Origin of the sequence: Streptomyces sp. NBC_01210 (assembly GCF_036010325.1) — a bacterium.
Classification (GTDB): Bacteria; Actinomycetota; Actinomycetes; order Streptomycetales; family Streptomycetaceae; genus Streptomyces.
Window position 1 is genome coordinate 628,378 of the sequence record NZ_CP108549.1, and the last position, 22,218, is coordinate 650,595.

11 protein-coding genes and 1 pseudogene are annotated in these 22,218 nt (G+C 70.3%); 3 read left to right on the forward strand and 9 right to left on the reverse strand.

Going from position 1 to position 22,218, the window contains the following annotated elements; all coding sequences use genetic code 11:
- Positions 1-15: 15 nt before the first annotated feature.
- Positions 16-156 (reverse strand): annotated as a pseudogene (locus tag OG735_RS02860) (mycothiol transferase); the annotation flags it as partial.
- 387 nt (positions 157-543) lie between these two features.
- Between OG735_RS02860 and OG735_RS02865 the strand changes: the two are divergent.
- Positions 544-1,917 (forward strand): hypothetical protein, encoded by a 1,374-nt coding sequence (locus OG735_RS02865; protein ID WP_327321530.1) that lies wholly within the window; start codon positions 544-546, stop codon positions 1,915-1,917.
- Positions 1,918-2,325: 408 nt separating this feature from the next.
- Complete coding sequence (locus tag OG735_RS02870) at positions 2,326-5,610, forward strand: GH92 family glycosyl hydrolase (protein WP_327321531.1); 3,285 nt, start codon at positions 2,326-2,328, stop codon at positions 5,608-5,610.
- 129 nt (positions 5,611-5,739) lie between these two features.
- Here OG735_RS02870 and OG735_RS02875 read toward each other — a convergent pair whose 3' ends face one another.
- The 8 genes from OG735_RS02875 to OG735_RS02910 form a co-directional block, all read right to left on the reverse strand.
- The gene (locus tag OG735_RS02875; protein WP_327321532.1) at positions 5,740-8,163 is read right to left on the reverse strand and encodes a SpoIIE family protein phosphatase; all 2,424 of its coding nucleotides are present in this window, start codon (positions 8,161-8,163) and stop codon (positions 5,740-5,742) included.
- Between the two features lie 200 nt (positions 8,164-8,363).
- On the reverse strand, positions 8,364-10,199 hold the full coding sequence (locus tag OG735_RS02880) for a GMC family oxidoreductase (RefSeq protein ID WP_327321533.1): 1,836 nt from the start codon (positions 10,197-10,199) through the stop codon (positions 8,364-8,366).
- Positions 10,196-11,602: a hypothetical protein gene (locus OG735_RS02885; protein WP_327321534.1), complete on the reverse strand. Its 1,407-nt coding sequence runs from the start codon at positions 11,600-11,602 to the stop codon at positions 10,196-10,198. The genes OG735_RS02880 and OG735_RS02885 overlap by 4 nt, the downstream gene beginning before the upstream one ends.
- Positions 11,599-12,285, reverse strand: a complete 687-nt coding sequence (locus OG735_RS02890; protein ID WP_327321535.1) for a FadR/GntR family transcriptional regulator — start codon at positions 12,283-12,285, stop codon at positions 11,599-11,601. Before OG735_RS02890 ends, OG735_RS02885 begins: the two co-directional genes overlap by 4 nt.
- Positions 12,286-12,371: 86 nt before the next feature.
- Complete coding sequence (locus OG735_RS02895) at positions 12,372-12,575, reverse strand: hypothetical protein (protein WP_327321536.1); 204 nt, start codon at positions 12,573-12,575, stop codon at positions 12,372-12,374.
- 103 nt (positions 12,576-12,678) lie between these two features.
- Entirely contained in the window at positions 12,679-14,865 is a 2,187-nt protein-coding gene (locus OG735_RS02900; RefSeq protein WP_327328187.1) for an FUSC family protein, read from the reverse strand.
- Between the two features lie 92 nt (positions 14,866-14,957).
- Positions 14,958-16,403 (reverse strand): MFS transporter, encoded by a 1,446-nt coding sequence (locus OG735_RS02905; protein ID WP_327321537.1) that lies wholly within the window; start codon positions 16,401-16,403, stop codon positions 14,958-14,960.
- Between the two features lie 257 nt (positions 16,404-16,660).
- Positions 16,661-17,335 (reverse strand): alpha/beta fold hydrolase, encoded by a 675-nt coding sequence (locus tag OG735_RS02910; protein ID WP_327321538.1) that lies wholly within the window; start codon positions 17,333-17,335, stop codon positions 16,661-16,663.
- Between the two features lie 228 nt (positions 17,336-17,563).
- On the opposite strand from OG735_RS02910, the gene OG735_RS02915 reads away from it, so the two are divergent.
- A complete protein-coding gene (locus OG735_RS02915) occupies positions 17,564-22,132 on the forward strand; it encodes a glycoside hydrolase family 2 TIM barrel-domain containing protein (protein ID WP_327321539.1) in 4,569 nt (1,522 codons plus the stop codon).
- Positions 22,133-22,218 lie beyond the last annotated feature (86 nt).

Sequence of the window (22,218 nt, forward strand, 5' to 3'; positions counted from 1 at the left end):
CCGGCCCGACGCCCACTGACCCACTCTTCCGTCGATCCGCCCGCGCAGAAAGTCGGCGTGGCCGTTGTGCCGGGCGTACTCCTCGATCATGTGCACCGGGGCCTCGCGGAGCAAGATCGGCTCCTGGCGGTTGGAATCGGTGTTATCGAGATCGGGCGGGGTCCGCCACAGGTTTTCCGGCGCTTCGTCAGCCCGGGCAGCATCCTCATCGGCAAGCGCGAACTACACAACTGCCGTTACATCAAGGGTTGTTGGGGGGTACGGATGTACCCTGTCCACTCTAGCGACCGCAGATGACGCGATTCCATTCGCTCTCCGGCCGATCGAGCGGGATGTCGTCGTTCCCGCACCGCCCGAAGTGGCCTTCGTGCGCACGGCAGTTCGCGGGGCAGCGATGTGATCCAATTTATCCCCTGGATTCCCAGCAATCTCCGCTGTGGCCCTGATGCGTGTGGGATCGTACGGCCAGTTGCTACCCGCCGGTACAGGCGAGTCCTTCCCCTGTTGCGCGTCTCCCCCAACACACGCTCCGAGGATTCCTACGTGCGTAAGCTCCCTGCCAGACATGTCGTTTTACTGACTCTGGCCTCCATTTCCCTGCTCGCAACCGGCTGTTCGGCCGGAACCGGGACACCACCCGCCGCGGCCGCCGGCGCCCAGCACCCCACCAGCATCGCGAACCCTGACCCCAGCCCCTCGCGGCAGCTTGCCGTGGCCGGGGTGCCCGAGGGGAAGCCGACCGCCGTCGCGCGGGCAGGCGGCAGCGGGAAGGCGAAGAAGTCGCCGCTGAAGGTCGCCTCCTACGACCGCGTCAGTCGACGGGCTGTCATATCCAGTGCGGAGAAGGCCCCTTCAGGGGCAACACCCGCCAAGAACACTCCCGCCGTCGGCGACGTCATCGCCAGCGGTCCCGCACCCGGAGCGCCCGACGGGCTGCTCGCCAAGGTCACCGACGTGGCCGGAAAGACCGACAAGGGCACCGAAGTCAGGACCGAGCCCGCGAAGCTCAGCGCGCTGCTCGGTGACGACAAGGCGCAGGGCACGGTCCCGGTCGATCCGGCGACCGTCGACGTCGAGCCGCTGGTCCAGGGAGTAAAGGTCTCCTGGGCGAAGGCCGGGAACATCCATGTCGGCCCCCAGGGCGCGAAGTTGCCGCTCGGAAGCCTGCGGATCGATGTCGGCGCGTCGGTTCCGCTGCCGGTCACCGAAGGCGTTCCCGTGGCGGGCGCGGCGTCGGTCGCCGGCTATGTGCAGCTGGCACCCGCGGTCGAGTTCTCGTACGACGGGTCCTCCGTCCTCACACCGGACGCCGCCTTCCTGGGACTGAGCGGTGACTGGACGTCGCAGTGGCAGCTGAAGGGCAAAGCCGTCGCGGGCGGCAAGCCGGTACGGATTCCGTTCGCCAAGCTGCACGCCGATCCCGTGATCCAGGTCGGGCCCGTACCGGTGGTGGTGAATCTCGACCTCACGGCGTACGCCCAGGTGGCCGCGGACGGCACCGTCACCGTCGACATCAAGCAGGACCTCAAGGGTGGATTCCGGATCGGCGGCAGCTACTCGAAGTCGGGCGGATGGAAGCCTGTCAGTACCTCCGACATGACCGGTACCCCGGTACGGGCGAAGGTGACCGCGGCCGGCAACGTGAAGGCCGCCCTCGGCGCCGAGGCCACGGTCGGCCTGTACGGCGCGGTCGGCGTCACCGCCGATCTCGCCCCCTACCTGCGAGGCGAGGCCACCGCTGTCGCGACACCGGGAACCGTCGCGGGAAGCTGGAAGATCTACGGCGGGGTGGATCTGACGGGATGGCTGCAGCTGCAGTTGTCCATCTTCGGTACGCCCGTGTTCCAGCACCGCATCCCCCTGGGCAGCCTGCACCGGGAGTGGCCGCTGGCACACGGCGGGGGCGCAGTGGCCTGACGTCCGGCACCAGCAACCGGGAGCCCCTGCCGAGGAATTCGGCAGGGGCTCTCTGCTCCATCGCGATTCCGGTTCCAGCGACGGCACCAGCAACCGGCCGAGCGCCCGGTCAGCGCTCGGCGTCGTGGCGGGTGAGGGCCACTTCATGACGCGCCCCTCTGTGTTGCCGACCTTGGACGGGCTTGGGCTTGTTCGACCCGCCGCAGCGCGACAACGTTGTCAATCGGGAGATGCCGATCAGTAGAGCGCCAACCGCACAGTGTCGTCAAGGGTGTTCGGAAGCGGGGGCTCAGCGTGTTGAGTACACGGGGCGAGGGTGCCCTTACGGGATGCGTGGGATGTGCGGTACGGTCCCCTCCGGCTTGTTCGACCCGTCGTGCGTGGCCCTTCCGACAAGGCAGGACCGCCATGCCCTTGAAGCTCCCGGCCGCCTTCGCGGCCGTGGCGCTGACCGTGGGGCTCACCGTGCCCGCGCTCGCCGCTCCCGCGGCGGCGGACACGGCATCGCCCCTCGTCAGTGATCCGACCGCCTACGTCAACCCGCTGATCGGCAGCAGGAACGGCGGCAACACCTTTCCCGGCGCCGTTCTCCCGCAGGGGATGCTCTCCTGGAGTCCCGAGAACACCCGCGGAAACGCCAACCGCACTGCCGCTCCGGGCGGTTATCAGTACGACGCCACTCGCATCCGCGGCTTCAGCCTGACCCATATGTCCGGCACCGGCTGCGCGGGCGGCTCCGGCGACATCCCGTTCTTCCCGTACGCGGGCGAGGTCACCTCCTCCCCGGCCGCGGACACCAAGGACGCGGTGTACGCATCCGACTTCAGCCACGCCGACGAAACCGCCGAACCCGGCCACTACAAGGTCGCGCTGAAGTCCGGCGTCACCGCCGACCTGACCGCCACCACCCGTACCGGCTCCGGCCGCTTCACCTTCCCCGAGGACAAGGCGGCCTCGCTCCTCATCCGCAGCGCCAACTCCGAGGTCGGCTCCACGGACGCGCGGATCGACATCGATCCGCAGCGCCGCACCGTCTCCGGCTCGGTCACCAGCGGCAACTTCTGCGGATACCTCGATCCCGAGGGGCGCCGCAGCTACTACACGGTCCACTTCACCGCCACCTTCGACCGCGCCTTCACGTCCCACGGGACCTGGAAGGACGGCGAGTTGAAGCCGGGCGTCACCACGGCCGACGGCGGGACGGGCGGCTTCGGCACCGACGGCCGCCCTGTCGCGGGCAAGAGCTCGGGCGGATACGTTCAGTTCGCGCCCGGCAAGGACCCCGTCGGCGTGAAGGTGGCGATCTCCTATGTCGACCAGAAGGGCGCCGAGGCCAATCTCGCCGCCGAGAACCCGCCGGTCCGCTCCTTCGACGACGTACGGCGTGCCGCGCACGACGCCTGGCGTCGCGAACTCTCCGCCATCCGCGTCGGTGGCGGCGCCGACACCGACCGCACGACGTTCTACACCGCGCTCTACCACGCCCTCCTGCACCCCAACGTCGTCAATGACTTTGACGGGCGGTACGCGGGCAGCGACGGCAAGGTCCACACGGTAGGAGGCAGGCAGAAGGCCCAGTACGGCACCTTCTCGGGCTGGGACGTCTACCGCTCGCAGCTCCAGCTGCTGACGCTCATCAAGCCGCACACCGGCTCGGACATCGCCCAGTCGCTGTACAACCTCGCCCGCCAGAACGGCGGCCTGTGGGACCGGTGGATCCACAACACCGGAGGTACGCACGTCATGAACGGAGACCCGTCGCCCGCCGCCCTCGCCGGCATCCACGCCTTCGGCGGCGACGGCTTCGACCTGGGAGGAGCACTGGACTCGCTGGTCAAGGCGGCGACCGTACCGACCGAGAAGGACCTCAGCCCGGCCGGAAAGCCGATCCTGTCGGTGGGGCAGCGGCCGTCCCTCGACAAGTACCTGGCCAGCCACTACATGCCGTCCGTCTCGAATGCCTGGGGCGGCGCGGCCGAGACGCTGGAGATCTCCGGCGCCGACTTCGCCCTCTCCCAGCTCGCCACCGCAGCAGGCAGGAAGAAGACGGCCAGGACGTTCGCCGAGCGTGCCCAGTGGTGGCAGAACAACTTCAACGCCGCCGCCGACCCGACCGGCGGATACATCGCCAACCGCAAGTCCGACGGCAGCTGGGTCACCGGCTTCACACCGGCCACGGGCAATGGCTTCGTCGAGGGCACCGCGGCCCAGTACACCTGGATGGTCCCGCACAATGCCGCGGGTCTCTTCGCGGCGATGGGCGGCAAGGAACAGGCCGTAAAGCGCCTGGACTCCTTCTTCCACAACTCCGACGGCAGCTGGGCCTTCACCGGCAGCGGCGGCGACAAGTCCGAGATGGACAACGAACCGTCCATCAACGTGCCCTACCTGTACGCGTACGCAGGCCAGCCGTACAAGACGCAGGAGACCGTACGGGCCGCGATGCGGAAACTGTGGTCCACCGCGCCCGAGGGCATTCCAGGCAACGACGACCTCGGCGCCATGTCCTCCTGGTATGTCTTCTCCGCGATGGGCATGTACCCGCAGGTGCCATCGCGCGCCGAACTCGTCCTGTCGTCACCGCTGTTCCCGCGCATCCAGATCGAGCGCGGCCATCGTGACATCACTGTGAGGGCACCGGGCGCGGCCGCCGACGCCCCGTATGTCCAGTCGCTGAAGCTCAACGGCGCGACGAGCGACAGGCCATGGCTGCCCGCCTCCCTCGTCGCTCGTGGCGGGAGCCTCGACTACACCCTCGGCAAGGAGCCCAACCGCTCCTGGGGTTCGGCCGCCGACAGCGCCCCGCCGTCGTTCCGCACCGGCGAGCAGCCTTACCAGATCGGCGTCGGACCGACCACCGGGACCATCGCTCCCGGCGGCTCACTGACCGTCAAGGTCGCGGCTGTACAGGTGAGTTCGGGCGAGGGACCGGACGTGGACTTCAAGGTCACCGCGCCGGCCGGACTCACCGCCTCACCCCCCTCCGGCACGGTGGGGCCGGAAGGAACCGCCGAGATCAAGCTGACGGCAGGAGAGCGGACGGCGGAAGGCTTCTACGATGCCGAGGTGGCCGTCACGAGTGACGGTGGCCTGGCGGTGAGGCAGCCGGTCACGCTCACTGTCGCGAAGCCCGGCAGTCTGCTCGCCGCGTACAACAACGCCGGCGCCTCCGACGATGCGGGCGAGCACGACGAAGCCGACTACGACGGCGGCGGCTGGAGCTACTCGCGCCAGGCACTCACCGGCGCCGGACTCGCGCCGGGCGCCAAGGGCACCACACAGGGCCTTGAGTTCACCTGGCCCGCATCACCAGTGGCCCGCCCCGACAACGCCTCGGCCACCGGCCAGACGATCGACCTCGCCGGCACGCCGGCCGCGCTCTCCTTCGTCGGCAGCGCGGTCAACGGCAACCAGGCGGCGACGGCGAAGGTGACGTACACCGACGGCAGTTCGGGCACAGCCGATCTGTCCTTCACCGACTGGACGGTCGGCGGCGGGGGCGGCACGGTCCAGTACGGTAACGAGACCATCGCCAGGACCCCGTACCGCAATGTCAGCGGCGGCGACAAGGACGTGGTGGACGCCTACATCTTTGCCACCAAGCCCTTCCACGCGCCCTCCGGCAAGACCATCAGGAGCGTGACACTGCCGGACAACCAGAACATCCATGTGTTCACGGTGGCGCTGGGCTGACATGCCTGACAGGGCTGCCCGCCCGCCGTTGTCCACCGGGCGTGGTGCCCGGCCGCGCAACCACACAGCAGTCGCCCCGCCCCTTCTCGGGCGGGGCGACTGTACGGTGCAACAGCCCCGCCCGGCCCCTCATCCCTCCGAAGGAAACGTCTGTTCCGTCCAGATGGTCTTCCCGGACTCGGTGTAACGCGTGCCCCATCGGTGAACAAGCTGCGCGACGATGAACAGCCCCCGCCCGCCCTCGTCGTCCTCCGCACTGTGGCGCAGGTGTGGCGAGGTGTGGCCGGTGTCCGCGACCTCGCATACGAGCGTGCGATCACGGATGAGACGCAGACGCAACGGGCCCTCCGCATGCCGGATCGCATTGGTGACCAGCTCGCTGACGACGAGCTCGGTCGAGAACGACAGCTCTTCCAGGCCCCATTCGTGAAGTTGTCCGGTGGCCAGCTCCCGGGCATGGCCCACTGCGACCGGTTCGGCGGGCAGCTCCCATTCGGCCACCTGCCCGGCGTCGAGTTCACGGGTACGGACGATCAGCAGTGCCGCGTCGTCTTCTGTCGTACCGTCCGGCAGGAGTCCCGACATTACGCGGTCGCACAGTTCATCCAGTGTCCCGCCGAGGTCGCCGAGCACCCGTCCCAGGTTGTCGAGCCCCTGATCGACGTCGCGGTCGCGGGTTTCGACCAGGCCGTCGGTGAAGAGGGCCAACAGGCTGCCCACCGGCAGCTCGATCTCCATGGACTCGAACGGCAGGCCGCCGAGCCCCAGCGGCGGCCCGGCCGGCAGATCCGGGAAGGACACGCGGCCGTCGGGGTCCACCACCACCGGCGGCAGGTGCCCCGCCCGGGCCATGCTGCAGCGCCGCGAGACCGGATCGTAGACCACGTAGAGACAGGTCGCCCCGGTGGCGTCGTCCTCATGAGTGGCGGGCGTGCCGAGTGCTTCCGACTGTTCCTCCGCCGCCGTGCCCACCAGATTGTCGAGTCTCATGAGCAGTTCGTCCGGGGCCAGGTCCAGCTGTGCGAGCGCGCGTACGGTGGTGCGCAGCCGTCCCATGGTGGCCGCGGCCTGCAGGCCGTGGCCGACCACATCCCCGACGACGAGTCCCACCCGGGTTCCGGAAAGCGCGATGACGTCGAACCAGTCGCCGCCGACCCCTGTCAGGTTGTCCGTAGGCAGATAGCGATGCGCCAGGTCGACCGCCGACGGCTTCGGCAGATGTTGCGGCAGAAGGTGGCGCTGCAGGGCGAGTGAGGCCGTGCGTTCACGGGTGAAGCGCCGGGCGTTGTCGATGCACACCGCCGTACGGGCCGCCAGCTCGTCGGCGAGTGCGACCTCGCCGCTCTCGAACGTGGCCAACGGGGCACTGCGGAGGAAAGTGATGAGTCCCAGCGTGTCGCCCCCTGCCCGCAACGGCACAACCAAGGTGTCGTCCACCAGCGTGAGCCCGCCGGAGGAGAGGGCGCGGTACTGCGGCGAACCAGGCGGGTAGGCGACAGGCGAAGACTGACGCGGCTCCTCCGGATCGCCCCGATCGCCGGAACCGCCCGGCCCGCTCGTCGCCGGGGCGGAGCGGGAGGCGGCCCGTACGAGAGCAGGTGCCTCCCGGCTGCCGGCGGCCGGCACCTCGCCCTCCAGTACCTCCCTCACCAGGTCGACCGTGACGCTGTCGGCGAACTCCGGGACCGCCACCTCGGTGATCTCCTCGGCAGTGACGATCACATCGAGGGCCGTGCCGACTGCGCGGCCGGCCTCGACAAGCAGGGCCAGCCGCCGCTGGGCCTCGTAGCGGTCGGTGATGTCGAACGCGTCCTCGCACAATCCGAATACATGCCCGTCGGCGTCCTGCAACCGGTAGTAGGAGCATGACCAGAGGTGTTCCTTTCCGGGGTCGCTGGGCGGCTCACCGCGGAAGTGCAGGTCGACGATCGGCTCGCCGGTGTCGAGTACGTGGTGCATGACGGCGTCGAGAGTGTCCGGGTACCCCTTGGTCACAAACCTGCCCTCGGAGTACATCTCATCGGCCCGCAGGCCGCGGAACTCGGCGAACGGCAGCCCGATCTCCCGTTCGTATGCGGCGTTGCACCACGTCAGGCGCAGATCGGTGTCATAGATGCCCAGCCCGACGGGCGACTGGGTGGCCAGGCCGTGCAGCAGGGCCAGCCGGGATTCCCACAGCCGTAGCTGCTCCAGTTCGGCCGCGACGAGCACACGAGCCGCCGCACCGGCGCCGGGCAGGGGACAGACCAAGGTTGCCACCAGCAGACTGCGGCCGTCCCGGTGCCTTGCGACGCGGACCTCACTCCCGCTCAGCGGGGTGCCCGAGGCCAGGGCGGACTCCTGATCCGCAGTGCTGTCGGAGGCCTGCCGGGGCGAAAGGAACGTGTCCAGCGGCCGTCCGACGATCTCGTTCTGCGGGTATCCGAGGAGAACCTCGGCTGCGCGGCTCCATCCGATGACCGCGTCCTGGGCATCGAGTACCACCGTGGCAGCCCTCGCGACGTCGAGCGGGCCACGGAAATCGGCAGTTTTTGCCGCGCTCCACGCGCTCATGGCGCCACACCAGCCCGGTTCATTGCCTCCAGAATCCGCCCTGACCGGCACCGGCACAAGCGCAGTGGGCCCGGCGGAGGGGCATCTCCAGGCATCCGTCCCGCCCCTTGCTGCGGGATGCAGGCCGGCGGTGGGCAACCGTCAGGGCACACGACGCTCGCAGAAGCGACCCGAAGCAGCTGCACGACGGGGGCGGCCCGTCACCCCTCCAGGTGGCCCTCGGCGACCGCCAGCGCCGCGGCCATGATGCTCAGCTGCGGATTGACCTCGGGGCAGCCCGGCAGCACCGCGCCGTCCGCGATCAGCACTCCGTGCACGCCGCGCAGCCGCCCGGCGGGGTCGGCCGGGAAGCGCTGCGCGTCGGCGCCTGCGGACACCGTGCCCGTGGGGTGGTACGCGGAGAGGTGCAGCCGGCGCGGGCCCACGTGTGCGAGGGTCTCGTCCAGTTCGGACAGGGTGCGGACGCGGGGCGCGGTGGGGATGCCGGTGAGGACCTCCTCCGCGCCCGCCGCGAAGAGGAGTTGCCCCATGGCGCGTACGGCACGCATCAAACGGTCCCCGTCGCGCCGGTCCAGGTCGTAGCGGAGCAGTGTTCGCTCCCGGCCCAGTACGCGCCCGGACGGACGGTCGGCGATCATCGCTCCGAGCGTGGCGAGCCGGTCGGCGCTCTCCAGTTCGCGCCGCAACTCGCTGCCCAGCCCCGGCAGTACGAAGGAGCCCATGCCCGGCGGGGTCGCGGTGGCCTCGATCAGTACACCGTCGCCGTGCAGCTCCTCCACACCGACGCTCTGCAGCACTCCCTCCCAGGCGGTGACCGGCTCGGCGAAGCGGCCGGCGACGCTGGTCGCCGGGTGGACGCTGAGGTTGCGGCCGAGCCTCGGATGCCGGCCGAGGCCCGAGCGGCGCAGCAGGGGCGGGGACTGCAGGGCACCTGCGGCGACGACGATCAGCGGGGCAAGGATCTCGAATTCGCCGCCGTTCTCCCGTCGTACGAGGACGCCCGCCGCGCGCGGGCCGCCAGGACGGCCGGCGTCGACCAGGACGCGCCGGGCCTGCGCGCCGGTGACGATGCGGGCTCCTGCGGCGCAGGCATCGGGCAGGACCGACAGCTGCACGCTCTGTTTGGCGCCGGTCGGGCAGCCCACCACGCACTGGCAGGATCCCTTGCAGCCGGTCGCGTTGCGACGCAGGGGCGCGGCCCGCCAGCCGAGGCGTTCGGCCCCGGCGAGCGCGAGCCGGCCGTTGTTGCCGAGTACGTCCAGCGGCTGGGTGGCCACCCGCAGCGTGCGTTCGACCTCGTCGAGGTACGGGCCGAAGCGCTCGGCGAGCGAGAACCCGAAGTCGCCCGTCCAGCGCGCCAGGACATGGTCCGGAGTGCGGTAGCAGGTCCCGGAGTTGACGACCGTCGTACCGCCGACCGCCCGGCCCACAGGAAGCAGCAGCGGTGGACTGCCCACGGCGACAGTGGCCCCGCCGTCCCGGTAGAGCTCGGCGAATCGGTCGAGCGGGGTGCGCCGCCCGAAGGACGCCGTGGAGTGGTGCTGCCCTTCTTCGAGTACGACGACGCGGAGACCCGCCCGGGCCAGGGTCCGTGCGGCCATGGCGCCGCCCGCGCCGGAGCCGATGACCACGGCGTCGGCGGTGGAGCGCGCCGGCCAGTCGAGGGACGGCGTGCAGTCGAGCGGTGGATCCTCGCGCGCCGACGCAGGTGCGCGAGGGCCGTGTTCGAGCATGCGCTCGGTTCCGGCAGCAAGCAGGACCGGCACCTTGAGTACGTCGAGGAGGGGCAGGAGTGCGGGGCGCGCACCGAGGGCGCCGAGCACCGTCTCTCGCTCCGCGGCGGTGAGAGCGGCGAGCCTGCGTCCGGTCCGTACCACGGCATACGCGTCGACGGCGCCCGCCGCCGCCCGTACCCCGGCACGGGCCGGCGAGGGCATCGAGCCGATGACGGCTTCCAGCCTGCCGGGGACCCGGGCGGGCCAGTCCTCGGTGCCGTCGTCGGCGATGAGCGCGGCCACGAGACCGTCGAGCCTCATCGCGTGCCCACCTCCGCGTGCGCCGTGCCCGCCAAGGTCCACTCGGCCTCGGTGCGCCAGCCGCCCCACCAGCGCTGCAACAGGATGTGCGCGTCGGCGCTTTCACTGTTGCGGCAGATCGCGTGAGAGCCGTCGGGGTCGGTGTAGTCGAGCGCGAGCGTGCGGTCCTCGGGCTGAGTGACCTCGACGCGGATGCGGCGCAGGCCCGCGCGTCCGGCCACCGTCCAGGTGGGCAACCCGATGGCGGAGCGGAACCGCCCGAATCCGGCCCAGCCGACCGCCGTGCGCTCGGCCCGCCGCGGCCAGGTACGGCCACCCCTGCGCAGCCGCAGAAAGACCAGCGGTGGCAGCCTGCGCAGTCCGGGCCGCATGGAGACCGCGGCCACGATCTCCAGCACATCGCCCGCGCCGAGATCCGCGTGCAGCCAGGCCCAGCGGCGCGCGTTGCCGTGGCCGTAGATCCGGGCGGAGGCTCCGGGCGCGCCGACCGGGGTCAGGGTCGTGTTCTCGTACGAGAATGTCCCGCCGTACGAGGCCCGCGCGGCCGGCAGCATCTGTACGGCCGGCAGCAGAGGTCGGCGCCAGGACCAGCGAGGGAAGGTGAACAGCGGTGTTCCATCGGCGTGTTCGGCCAGATCCCAGCGCAATGCGCCCGCCGAGCCGGAGAGCCGTCCGGGCCCGGCAGACACGCCGTCCGCGGTGAACCCGTCCCCGGTCCCGGTCCATTTCGCGGGGCCGAAGCGGGCGTGCCGTACCGGACCGTCCTTGGGGAACACCGCGGCCCAGCCGTGGGCGAACGCCTCGGATCCGTCCGCGGGCGCGGTGAGCTCATGGTGCAGCCACAGCCCGGTGCCGGTCGCCGGGTCGGTCAAGGTCGTGTACCAGACTTCGGTGCGACCCGGCTCGCCGTTCCAGCGCGGCGCCAGGTGCGCACCCGCGTCCTCCTGCCGCGGGAAACGGAAGCTCGCGAGGAAGGGCACGAGCCCCGTCGTCACGGGGAAGCGAAGCGTGCCTTCGCCGGCCTGTTCTCCCTCCTCGTACAGCGTGAACGGCAGCACGGTCATCGACCTCAGCGGCCTGCGCGGCGTCACGGACTTCCAGCCGTCGAAGGTGAGTCGGCGATCGCCGGCCGTGAAGAAGATCCGGTAGCGGATGCGCCGTCCGGCCAGCGGTGATATCTCCAACTCGCCCTCGGCACAAGGGTCGTCGGCCCATCCGGCGATGCGTATCCGACCGGTGATCCGCGCCTCGGTCGTGCCACGGGGGCGCAGCACGCGATCCGCCGCGGCGCTCAGTTCGAGTCGGACGGCGCGGGCCCGCTCCTCCCCCTCGAGCCTGACCGTGCCGAGCATGGTCTCCCGGAACGCGGTGCCCCTGGTTCCGCTGCGCGTACGTGTACTCATACGAGGCCCTCCAGCATGATCCGCTCCGTTGCTGTCAGATAGGTCTCCGCGGCTCGCCGCGCGGCGCTCTCGTCACCTGCCGCCACGGCTTCGACCACGGGTTCCAGCCTGGCGTGTGCGGCATCGGGGCTGGTGAAAGGGCCCACGAGGGCGGCCCGCACCGGCAGATAGGCGTTGAAGAGAGTGTTGGTCAGCAGCACGTACACGCGATTCCCGGTGGCGCGGGCCAGCGCCCGGTGCACCTCGACGTCGGCGAGCTGCACCGCGTCCCCGCCGTCGGCCATCCGCACCGCCGCCAGCAGGGCACGCAGCTCGGCCCGGTGCTCTTCGGTGGCGCGGACTGCTGCCCGCTCGGCGATCAACGCACCGATGCTGCGCCGCACTTCGAAGATCTCGCCTATCCAGTCGGGACTGTGCCGTACCAGCATGGGCAGCAGATCGGCCCCGCCGAGCCGCGCATAGTCGCGTACCCGTGTGCCCACTCCGTGCCGCGTCTCCAGCAGTCCGGCCTGGACGAGCCGGCCGAAGGCGTGCTTGAGGGTGGTACGGGTGACGCCGTATCCGTCGGCGAGTTGGCGTTCCGGCGGCAGATAGCTTCCCGCCGGATGCCGCCCGGCGAGGATGTCCTCGCGCAGCCGGGTCTCGAGGACATCGACGATGGTCTCGCGGGGCAGCGCCTCCATGTCGTCCCTCCTTCGCAATTCAGTGGCTCAGTGGATGAGCCACTGAATCAGCGTCGGCGGGCGAAGTCAATGAGTCGCTTCAGCTGTCATCCTTCCGAATACCCCGATTGAGGCTCCCACTTCAGCGCCGCCCGGCCCCAGCCCTGAGTCTCACTCGGGCTCTGGTCCGCCGGCATACGACGCAGGATGTCGCGGTCGAACGCGCGGTATCCGCCGCTGAACGACCCGTTGTCCCGGACCTTCAGCAGGACCTCGGTGAACCTGCCGTTGACCGGGCCGTCGGAGGCCACCTGGTTGTCCTGGCAGGCGGAGACGAGCAGGCCGCTCGCGGGCCCCTCTCGGCGGCGAGTTCGCGCTGGAGCTGCTGGAAGAACTCCTAGTCCCGTTTCGACCTCATCGACCATCGCGTCCTCGGCCTCCATTGCTGCGGCGCGCCAAGGCCAACTTCGTCTGACCGCCGCTTTCGCCAGGGGCGCCCATCGAGCTCTCGATGCGGTCGAGTTGTGCGGTGAGGCTGCTGAGCCAGCGCTCGAGGTCGATCAGCATGGGCAGGGGTGGGCCGCCCGTCACCTCTGGAGGCGGGCGGTACGCCGGGAGCACAGGCGCCGGTCTCTCCCCGGCGCTGAGCGCCGCGACCCGGTCGACGGCCAGGACGAGCCGGTCGGCCGCCGTACGAGCCCATGCGGCGGCCTCCGGTGTGACGGTGACCGCGGGCAGATCGAATCGGGGCATCCATTGGGCGCCGAGCAGGATGTGGTTCGCCGTGATGAGCACGGCCTGCCAGTCCATGGGCACGGCCGACGGATCACTCGGTTCGCTCCGGTACTGGAGGTACGCGGACTCGGCGAGTCGCATTCGGTGCAGGACGGGCAGCGTGGGCGGCAACGGCGCTGCTCCCGGCGGCGTGGACAGGAGCGCCCCGACGGTCCCGGTGATCAGCGGGCCGGAAGAGTGCAGCAGGGCTGCCATGGTTTTTCGCACCTCGCGCCGGGCTCCGGCCGGCCAGGCGAGCAGACCGCACAGCAGACCGATCGCACTGCCCGTGACGACATCCACGATCCTGTTCTCGGCCAGCTGCCAGGAGGCGGGGGCGATCTGGGCGAACGCCGCTGCGACCACCAGCGTGAACAGGCCCTGCGCCCAGGCGATCCCGAGCAGCGGCCCGAGCGCGAACGCGGCCAGCATGGCGGGGGCGAGGACCGGCGCGTACGCATCGGTGTGCCGACCGACGACGAGCAGCAGGGTGCCCGCCGCGACCGCGCCGACGAGGGTGCCGATCAGCGCCGGCCGCACGGCCTTCCACGTGCCCGCGGCAGTGGTGCGGCTGAGAGTGAGCACGGCGAGCAGCACCCAGAAGCCGTGGGACAGATCCAGGGAGCCTGCCACCAGCCGGGCAGCGCCCAGCCCGATAGCGGTCCGGGCGGCGTTCTGGAACTGGACCGAACGCAGCGTCATATTGCCGGCGAGGCGCCGCCACCACAGGAGGGGGGTACGCGCGTCGGCGTACCAGAAGAATTCGCGCGGCTGGATCGGCGGCGTGCGCCTGCCGTCCAGGCCGACCCGTACGGCGGCCTCGAGAACCCTCGCCGACTCGGCAGTGGCCAGGACCGAGGCCTGGCGTCGCAGCAGCGGCACGGGGGGCACGGCCTCCGGCGGTCCGGTCGCCTGCGTGACACGCAGCGCCTGGAAGTCCCGTATCGCCGATTCCAGGGCCGGGGGCCCGGGCTGTGGAGGCGACCGGCCGGTGCGCAGGGCTGTGGCGGTGGCGGCGCAGAGTGCCGCGATGCGGCCGAGGAGATCGGCCGACGCAGCGTCCGCGTCGGCGCCCGATTCGGCGCCCGCGCCCCGGCCGGTCGTGGCGGTGGTGTTGGCGGTGCCGCCGGTCGCTGGGGTGTCGCCCAAGTGCGCCAGTTGGTCCAGCAGTCGACGGGCGGCGGCACCCGCCTGTGCCAGGGCCCGGTCCACACGCCCGGCACCGGCGGGCCGTTCGGCGGGCGGAAGTTGGGAAAGCCGCAACTGTCGGCCGGCCGCCCGCAGCCGGTCCGCCGCAACGGCGCCCGCCTCAGGGGGCTGGGCCGTGACTGCCGCGGCGGCGGCACGGCCCGCGATCGCGACAGCGTCCGCGAGGCTTTCCCGGTAGGAGACGGTCGGCGGCTCGGGCAGCAGGAAGCGCTCGCAGGCGACAAGCAGCAGCACACCCAGGGTGAGGCCCGCCAGCCGGGACCCGAGAGCGTCCGGATCGTAGGGCGGGAAGCAGGCCAGGATGTAGAAGAGCTGAAGCCCGGGGGCCGCTCCGGCCGGGCGGGGCCCCGCCACCGCGGCGAAGGAGAGAACGAATCCGACGACCAGCATCCCGAAGACCGCCGCCCAGGTGCTTACGGCCAGTACCGTCCCCAGCGCGACCAGCACCAGGCCTACCGGCAGCGCGCGCAGCATCACGGCGGCCCGCTGCCGCCCGGACCCGGGGATCGGTGACAGTATTCCGAGCGCCACCGGCCCGAAGAGGGCGTACAGCGCCGTCGCCGGCCGATCCACCCCGTACACGAACGGATAGAACCCGGCACTGGCAGCAGTGGTCACCCGGACGGCCCGGTGCACGATCGACGCCCGCTTTGGATTGCGCCAGGCGGAGCGGTGGCGTGCCTTCTGCGGTTCGGTGGTGCGTGTGCCGGTCACGGCCGGGCCTCACGGGTACTGCGGCCCGCGTCCGCGGGCGGCCAGGGCGCGTGCATGGACAGCGCCGGGACCTTGCCGTGGACGACGAGCCGGTGGCGTACGACCATGACGACGACGGACGCCAGCAGGATCACGGCTCCGCCCACGCGCAGGATCGCGTCGTAGGCGTCCTCGGGCGGCCGCTCCGGGGTCATCGCCGTGATCGTGGCCGCCGCGCCGGCGAGGGCGACGGCACCCAGGGTGACCAGGAAGGTCAGCAGAACACCGGACGCCTCGCCCGCTCGGGCGGGCGGTACGACCTGCTGGGTGGCGACGCTGGAGAAGGTCCAGCCCAGCCCGAGGCCGAGCCCGCACCAGGCGAACACGGGTACGTACAGCCACCATGCCGTGACGTTGCTGAGCGCGATCATCCCCGTCCCGGCGATCGCTCCGGCGAGGGCCATGACCGCCGTGGGACGCATCAGCGGTGCCAGCCGCGCTCCCAGCGGCCCGGACAGAGCCACGAGCACGGCAGGGGCCAGGAAAACGAAGCCCGCCACGAGCGGGGACAGACCACGCACGCCCTGGAGATAGAGGGTCGCCAGGAAGACCGTGACGGCGTAGCCCATGTTGGCGACCGTACCCATACCGGTCACCAGGACGTACGGGATGTTGCGGAACAGGCGCAGATCGACCAGCGGATGCCGGGCCACCCGTTCGCGCAGCAGAAAGAGCCCGCCCGCCAGCACGGAAACCCCGAAGAGCGTGAGGGTGCGAGCGCTGTCCCAGCCCCAGGCGCTGCCGCGTTCCACGGCCAGTGTGAGAGCGGCCAGACAGCACACGACGGTGCAGCAGCCGATCAGATCGAGCTGGCGGGGCGCCGAGGTGTCCCGTGAGTCGGGGACGTACACGACCGCGATAAGGAGCCCCAGGGTGCTGAGCAGCGCGAGCAGCCAGAAGATCCAGCGCCAGCCAGGGCCTTCGGTGAAGCCGCCGCCCACGAACGGGCCCAGTGCGGTGCCGATGTTGGCGATACCGAAGGCAGCGCCCAGCGCACGGGCCCGGCTCTCCTGGGGGAAGGCGTTGCTGATCACGGCGACGGACACCGGGAAGACAAGAGCGGCACCAATGCCCTGGACGATCCGGGCGGCCACCAGCAGCGCCAGTTGGGGAGCGAGCGCGCACCCCACGGAACCGGCCGCGAACAACGCGATACCGACGAGCAGGATGCCCCGCCGCCCGAAGACGTCCCCCAGTCTGCCGCCCACGATGAAGAAGCAGCCGAGAGCGAGCATGTACGCGGAGAGCGTCCACTGGGCGGCCGAAGGCGATACGCCGAGCTCGTCCGCGATTCCGGGGATGGCCAGGTTCAGCGCGAAGAAGTCGACCTGAATGCAGAACAGCGCGACCGCTACCGCGGTGAAGGACCCTTTCCGCACGGCCGATGACGACTCTGCGCGCATGCGCACATTCCTCTCAGCCGACTCCGTCGCGACGTCGCGAGTGGGTCGGGCGGGCGCCCTTGTCCCATTGTCGGCTCACGGTCGCCGGTCCGCAGCCCGGCGGTCCCGATCGCGGGGGAAGGCGGTCCTCGGGTGTCTTCACGCTCTCCCGGATCCCGCTCACCCAGTCGATCGTCGCCCCCGACGAGCCAGGGCGAGGTGCGGACGCTCCCTGAGACACGCCCGAGCAGAGCGGCAACCGTTGTGCGCCCGACGGTTCATGAGCGACAGATCATGTCGGCGAGTTCCGCCGGCCGACTGAGCGCGCTGAGGTGTCCCCCGGGCATGTCCTCGACGGTGATGCCGAGCCGTTCCCCGACGATCCGGCGCTGGAACTCGATCGGGAAGAACCGGTCCTCGCGGCCCTGCACAAACCGTGTCGGCACATGCGGCCACTCCCGCAGCGGCCACGGCTGGGTGAACAGGGCCGCGGACGGCTCGGAATCTCCCTGAGCCATCGCCTCCTCGGTCACTTCCTGCGGAACGTCGTGGAAGAAGTCGGTCAGCAGATCGAACTCGGGGGCCGGCCCGCGTCCTTGCCCGACCGCGTACGCCGAACGCGCCGCGCCCTGGCCGGTGTTCTCCCACCACTGCCCTGCCGTCTCGCCGTAGGCCGGCACCATGGCGTTGACGAGAATCAGCTGGTCGACCGCCACCCGTTCGCAGACCAGAGGCGCGGTGAACCCGGCGAGTGACTGCGCCACGAGCACCACGCCGGCTCGGTCGCCGATCGCCCGCACCACAGCGTCCGCGTGTTCGGCGAGCCCGGCGGAGCTTTCCCGAGGCAGGTCGACAGCCACCACGTCGTGTCCCCGCCGACGCAACTCCGGCACAAGGCGATGCCAGTACCAAGCACGGCCGTCAGCACCGGGGATGAGCACATACGTTGCCATGCAACCCTCCAACACCCACCCCGAACCAGAAGTAGTGAAGCGACGCTACACGCCCCGCCAGGTGCCGGTCGGCGACCATCGCCACGCGTCGGCACAGTCATTTCGCCTCTCTCTCCTGGGCGTGAAGTTGTCGCATAGCACCTCTAGGCGCACGTGTTCGCGTTCGCTACTGTGCGGTTCTGTTGGTTCAGGAGCGATTCACACCTCACCAGGAGGATGGTCCACTTGATGCTCCGACTCCGCCGTACGTTCCGAGGACTGGCCGTGCTGGCCCTCGCCGGGGCGCTCGCCGCGCCCGTGCCGTCCGCGGCTGCCGCGGCAGCCGGTGCCGCGGACCCTCCCGCCGACGTCTACCGACTGCTCGAGGATCCGGAAGTGACCGGGATCGGACAGGAGTCGGCGCACGCCGAGTTGACTCCGTACGCAAACACGGCGAGCGCGCTCGAAGGCGGCTCCGACAGCCCGTGGACCGCCTCGCTCGACGGAACCTGGAAGCTGCACATGTCCAAGCGTCCCGAGGATGTCCCCAAGGGCTTCTTCTCACCCGGGTACGACACCGCCGGGAGCGGCTGGAAGAGCGTCGAGGTCCCGCACACCTGGCAGACGGACGGTCTCGACCACCCCGTCTTCCGCAACGTCCCCACCGAGATGTATCCGGACGACCCGCCGAAGGTCCCGCACGACGTCAACCCGACCGGGGCGTACGTCCGTAACTTCGAGCTGCCCGGCAGCTGGCAGAAGCGCCGGACGTTCCTGCGGTTCGAGGGTGTCACCAGCGGCTATCTGGTCTGGGTCAACGGCGGGTACGCGGGATACGACCAAGGCGGCTACACACCCGCCGAGTTCGACATCAGCGAGCATCTGCGCCCGGGTAAGAACACCATCGCGCTCCAGGTCCACCGCTGGAGTTCGGGAGCCCACCTGGAGGACTACGACCAGTGGCGCTTCGCGGGCATCTTCCGCTCGGTCGATCTGTACTCCACACCCGCCACCTACGTACGAGATGTCACCATCAAAACCGAACTGGACGCCCAGTACCGTGACGCGCAGCTGAGCGCCAAGGTCGATGTGACCGCCAAGGGCGCGGCGGCAGATGGTGCGCACAAGGTCATCGGAACGCTCTACGACCGGCACGGAAGCAAGGTAACAACGATGTCGGGCCAGGTTGATCCCGGCGGCAGCATGCCATCCGCCACCCTCAGGGCCGACGTCGTCGCTCCGGCGAAGTGGACCGACGAGACGCCCAACCTCTACACCCTCGTCGTGCAACTCCTGGGCGCTGACGGCCAGGTGACGCACACCACCGCCCAGCCGGTCGGCTTCCGCAGGACAGAGGTCAAGGACAAGCAGCTGCTCGTCAAGGGCAAGCGGATCCTGATCAAGGGCACCAACCGAGCCGAGACCGACCCCAGAACCGGCCGCCATGCGACGCGCGAACGCACCGCCTCCGATGTGTCGCTGATGAAGCAGCTCAACATCAACTCGGTACGCACCTCCCACTATCCGTCCGATCCGTATCTGTACGAGCTGGCCGACGCGCAGGGCCTGTGGATCGACGACGAGGTGGACATCGAGACCCACCACCACGACGCCTGCCCCGACAACTGCCTGGCCGAGCGGCCCGAGTGGCAGAAAGCGTTCATGGACCGCTTCACGGCGATGTACCAGCGGGACAAGAACCATCCCAGCGTGCTGATGTGGGACACCGGCAACGAGGCAGGGCTCGGCAAGGCGCACTACGCGATGGCGGACTTCCTCGACAAGAACGATCCGTCCCGGCCGGTCTACCACCAGTCCAACTCCCCCGACGGCGACGCCCCGTTCGCCGACGTGTGGGGGCCGCGCTACCCGTCACCATCGGGCCTCGAGGAGAAGGCCAAGGCCACCACCAAGCCCATCATCATGGGCGAGTACGCCCACGCCATGGGCAATTCGCTCGGCAACTTCCGCGAATTCTGGGACGTGGTCCGCACATACCCCCAGGTGCAGGGTGGCTACATCTGGGACTGGGCGGAGCAGAACATCACCCAGCCGCTGGTCACCACCCCCGATTCCTCGGGGAACGGCATTCTCTCCTACATCACCGGAAAGCCGGACCATGTCGCCGGGCACCGCGGCAAGGCGCTCGCACTCTCCGGCCTGGACGACTTTGTGGAGGTCTATCGGGACCCGAAACTCGACGCGGTCTCCGGCGGCCTCACACTTGACTCCTGGGTCCGGCCGGCCGAGTGGACCGGCGACTTCACCGTGATCGCCAAGGGCAATCACAGCTACATGCTGAAGATGAAGGACAAGGACACCCTGGAGTTCTCCGTCTACGGCGGCGGCACCTGGCACGCGGCCGCGGCGAAGGTCCCCGGTGACTGGTACGGGAAATGGCACCGGATCTCGGCCACCTTCGACGGCGCCGCACTCAAGCTCTTCATGGACGGCAAGGAGGTGGCCGCGACCGGCTGGGAGGGCACGATCGCGTACTCCGCCCAGCCAGTGAACATCGGCCGTGACCCCGAGAACGGCCAGGAGGGCATCACCACCCGCATGACGCACGGCACGGTCGACCAGGTCCGCGTCTACCACACGGCGCTCACCCCGCAGCAGCTGGAGACCGACCCCGCCACCGACGCGGTCCTCGCGCTCGACTTCGACACCCTTACCACGAAGGGGACTTACTACTCGTACGGGTCCGGCACCGGCGGCGTGGACGGAGTGGTCTCCACCGACCGGACCGTTCAGCCCGAGGCTCGCGCCATGGCCGCCGTCCACGCACCCGTGCGCATCTCGGCCCCGGGTGCCGGAGTCGGCAAGATCACCGTGCTCAACGAGCGCTCCTTCACCGGCACCGGCGATCTGCGGCTGCGGTGGAAGATCACCGAGGGAGACAGGACCCTCGCCCGCGGCGGCCGAGCCCTCTCCCTCAAGCCCGGTGAGAGGGCGGGAATCCAGCTGCCGAAGCCGCCGGCCAACCCGAAGGGCGCCGACCGCCAGCTGACCGTGGAGGCGGTGCAGGCCAAGGACACCGGCTGGGCGAAGGCCGGACACCGCGTCGCCGTCGAGCAGTTCGACATCGGCGGTCGACAGCTCGCCGGCGTGCTGAAGGCCGAAGCGCCCGGCAAGGTGAAGACCAGCGAGACCGGCACCCGGATCACGATCGCCGGGAAGGGCTTCTCCTACCTCTTCGACCGGACAAGCGGCGAGCTGATCTCCATGAAGGCGGGAGGGCGCGAACTGCTGGGTACGGGACCTGAGTTGGATGCCTGGCGGCCGCCGGTCAGCAATGAGATCGGCTCGGAGGAGGGCCCCTGGCGCGAGGCCGGACTGGACCGGCTCAAGACCGCGCCGGGGAAGGTCACGGTCGCCGAACGGGACGGGGCGGTCACTGTCACCGTCCCCAGCACGGCCGCCGCCCCCGGCGTCAAGGGCTCCTCCTTCACACAGACCCTGCGCTACACGGTCACGGGCACCGGAGAGATACGCATCGACCACCGCGTCGAGGCCCAGGGCAAAGCCCGAACGGTGCCCTACCTTCCCCGCATCGGCCTGGCCCTGACGCTTCCGGACCGCTACGACACCCTCACCTGGTACGGGCGCGGGCCGCAGGAGAATTACAACGACCGCACGGACGGCGCTCCCGTCGGTGTGTACGCGACCAACGTTGACCGGCAGTTCTCCGGCTACACCAAGCCGCAGGACTACGGCAACCACGAGGGCGTCCGCTGGGCTTCCCTGTCCGACGGCACAGGCGGCCTGCTGGTCTCGGGGACGCAGAACTTCTCCGCGGGAGTGACTCCGTACACCGGCATAGACCGGGCCGCCTATCCGTTCGCCCTGCGGAAGAACCCGAAGGGCAACACGCTGCACCTGAACCAGGCCGTCAGCGGTGTCAGCGAGACCTTTCACACCGTGCTGCCCCAGTACCAGGTGCAGCCCGACCAGGAGTACGCGTACACACTGCGACTGCGCCCGCTGACCGGTGCGGAGGCCCGTACCGGGACTCCGCGAGGACCGGTGGTCTGCACTCCGGACGCGCAACTCACCGCCGATGACGCCACTTTGCCGACGGGCCGGTCGACGCCGGCGAAGCTGACCGTAACCAACCGCTGCGACACACCGCTGAAGGATGTCGCCACGACCTTCGACCCGCCGACGGGCTGGACCGCCGACCCGGGCACCTCCCCCATCGGCGATCTGGCCCCCGGTACGTCGGCGACCGTGACCGCCGTGATCACCCGTGGCAGGGAGACCCCGGACGGCGTGCGGCCCGTCGCCGCCCAGGTCTCCGCCTCCTCCACCGGCGGGGCGCGGGTGGACAGCAGGGCAACGGTCGATGTCGACGGAACCCCGCCCCCGCCGCGCGGTGATGTGCATGTGTCCACGATGGACTTCATCACCGCCGACAACGGCTGGGGCCCGGTCGAGCGCAACACCAGCAACGGCGAATCAGCCCCCGGCGACGGACGGACCCTCACGATCGGCGGTACGACGTACGAGCACGGCTTGGGCGTGCACGCCGACTCGAGCGTGGAGGTCTTCCTGGGCGGCAACTGCTCGACGTTCACCGCCAAGGCCGGTCTCGACGACGAGGCGGACCCGTACGGCAGCGTCGTCTTCGAGGTCTACGCCGATGGCGAGCGCGTCCACTCGAGCCGGCTGCTCACCAACGAGGACGCGGCTGTCGCCGTCGAGACCAATGTGGCCGGCGCACAGAAGCTCCGGCTGCGGGTGACCGACGGCGGCGACGGCAACGCCCACGACCATGCGGACTGGGCGGCGGCCACGGTCCACTGCGGAGCGGGGTGACGCTGCTCGGCACCGGTGGACGAAGCCGGTGAGGTCCCGTGGGAGCGGCCCAGGTCCGGCAGCGCGCCGGACCTGGGCGAGGGGCC

Coding starts and splice junctions, on each gene's coding strand:
- OG735_RS02870 (WP_327321531.1), top strand. CDS start 2,326: ATGCCCTTGAAGCTCCCGGCCGCCTTCGCGGCCGTGGCGCTGACCGTG.
- OG735_RS02875 (WP_327321532.1), bottom strand. CDS start 8,163: ATGAGCGCGTGGAGCGCGGCAAAAACTGCCGATTTCCGTGGCCCGCTC.
- OG735_RS02880 (WP_327321533.1), bottom strand. CDS start 10,199: ATGAGGCTCGACGGTCTCGTGGCCGCGCTCATCGCCGACGACGGCACC.
- OG735_RS02885 (WP_327321534.1), bottom strand. CDS start 11,602: ATGAGTACACGTACGCGCAGCGGAACCAGGGGCACCGCGTTCCGGGAG.
- OG735_RS02890 (WP_327321535.1), bottom strand. CDS start 12,285: ATGGAGGCGCTGCCCCGCGAGACCATCGTCGATGTCCTCGAGACCCGG.
- OG735_RS02905 (WP_327321537.1), bottom strand. CDS start 16,403: ATGCGCGCAGAGTCGTCATCGGCCGTGCGGAAAGGGTCCTTCACCGCG.
- OG735_RS02910 (WP_327321538.1), bottom strand. CDS start 17,335: ATGGCAACGTATGTGCTCATCCCCGGTGCTGACGGCCGTGCTTGGTAC.
- OG735_RS02915 (WP_327321539.1), top strand. CDS start 17,564: ATGCTCCGACTCCGCCGTACGTTCCGAGGACTGGCCGTGCTGGCCCTC.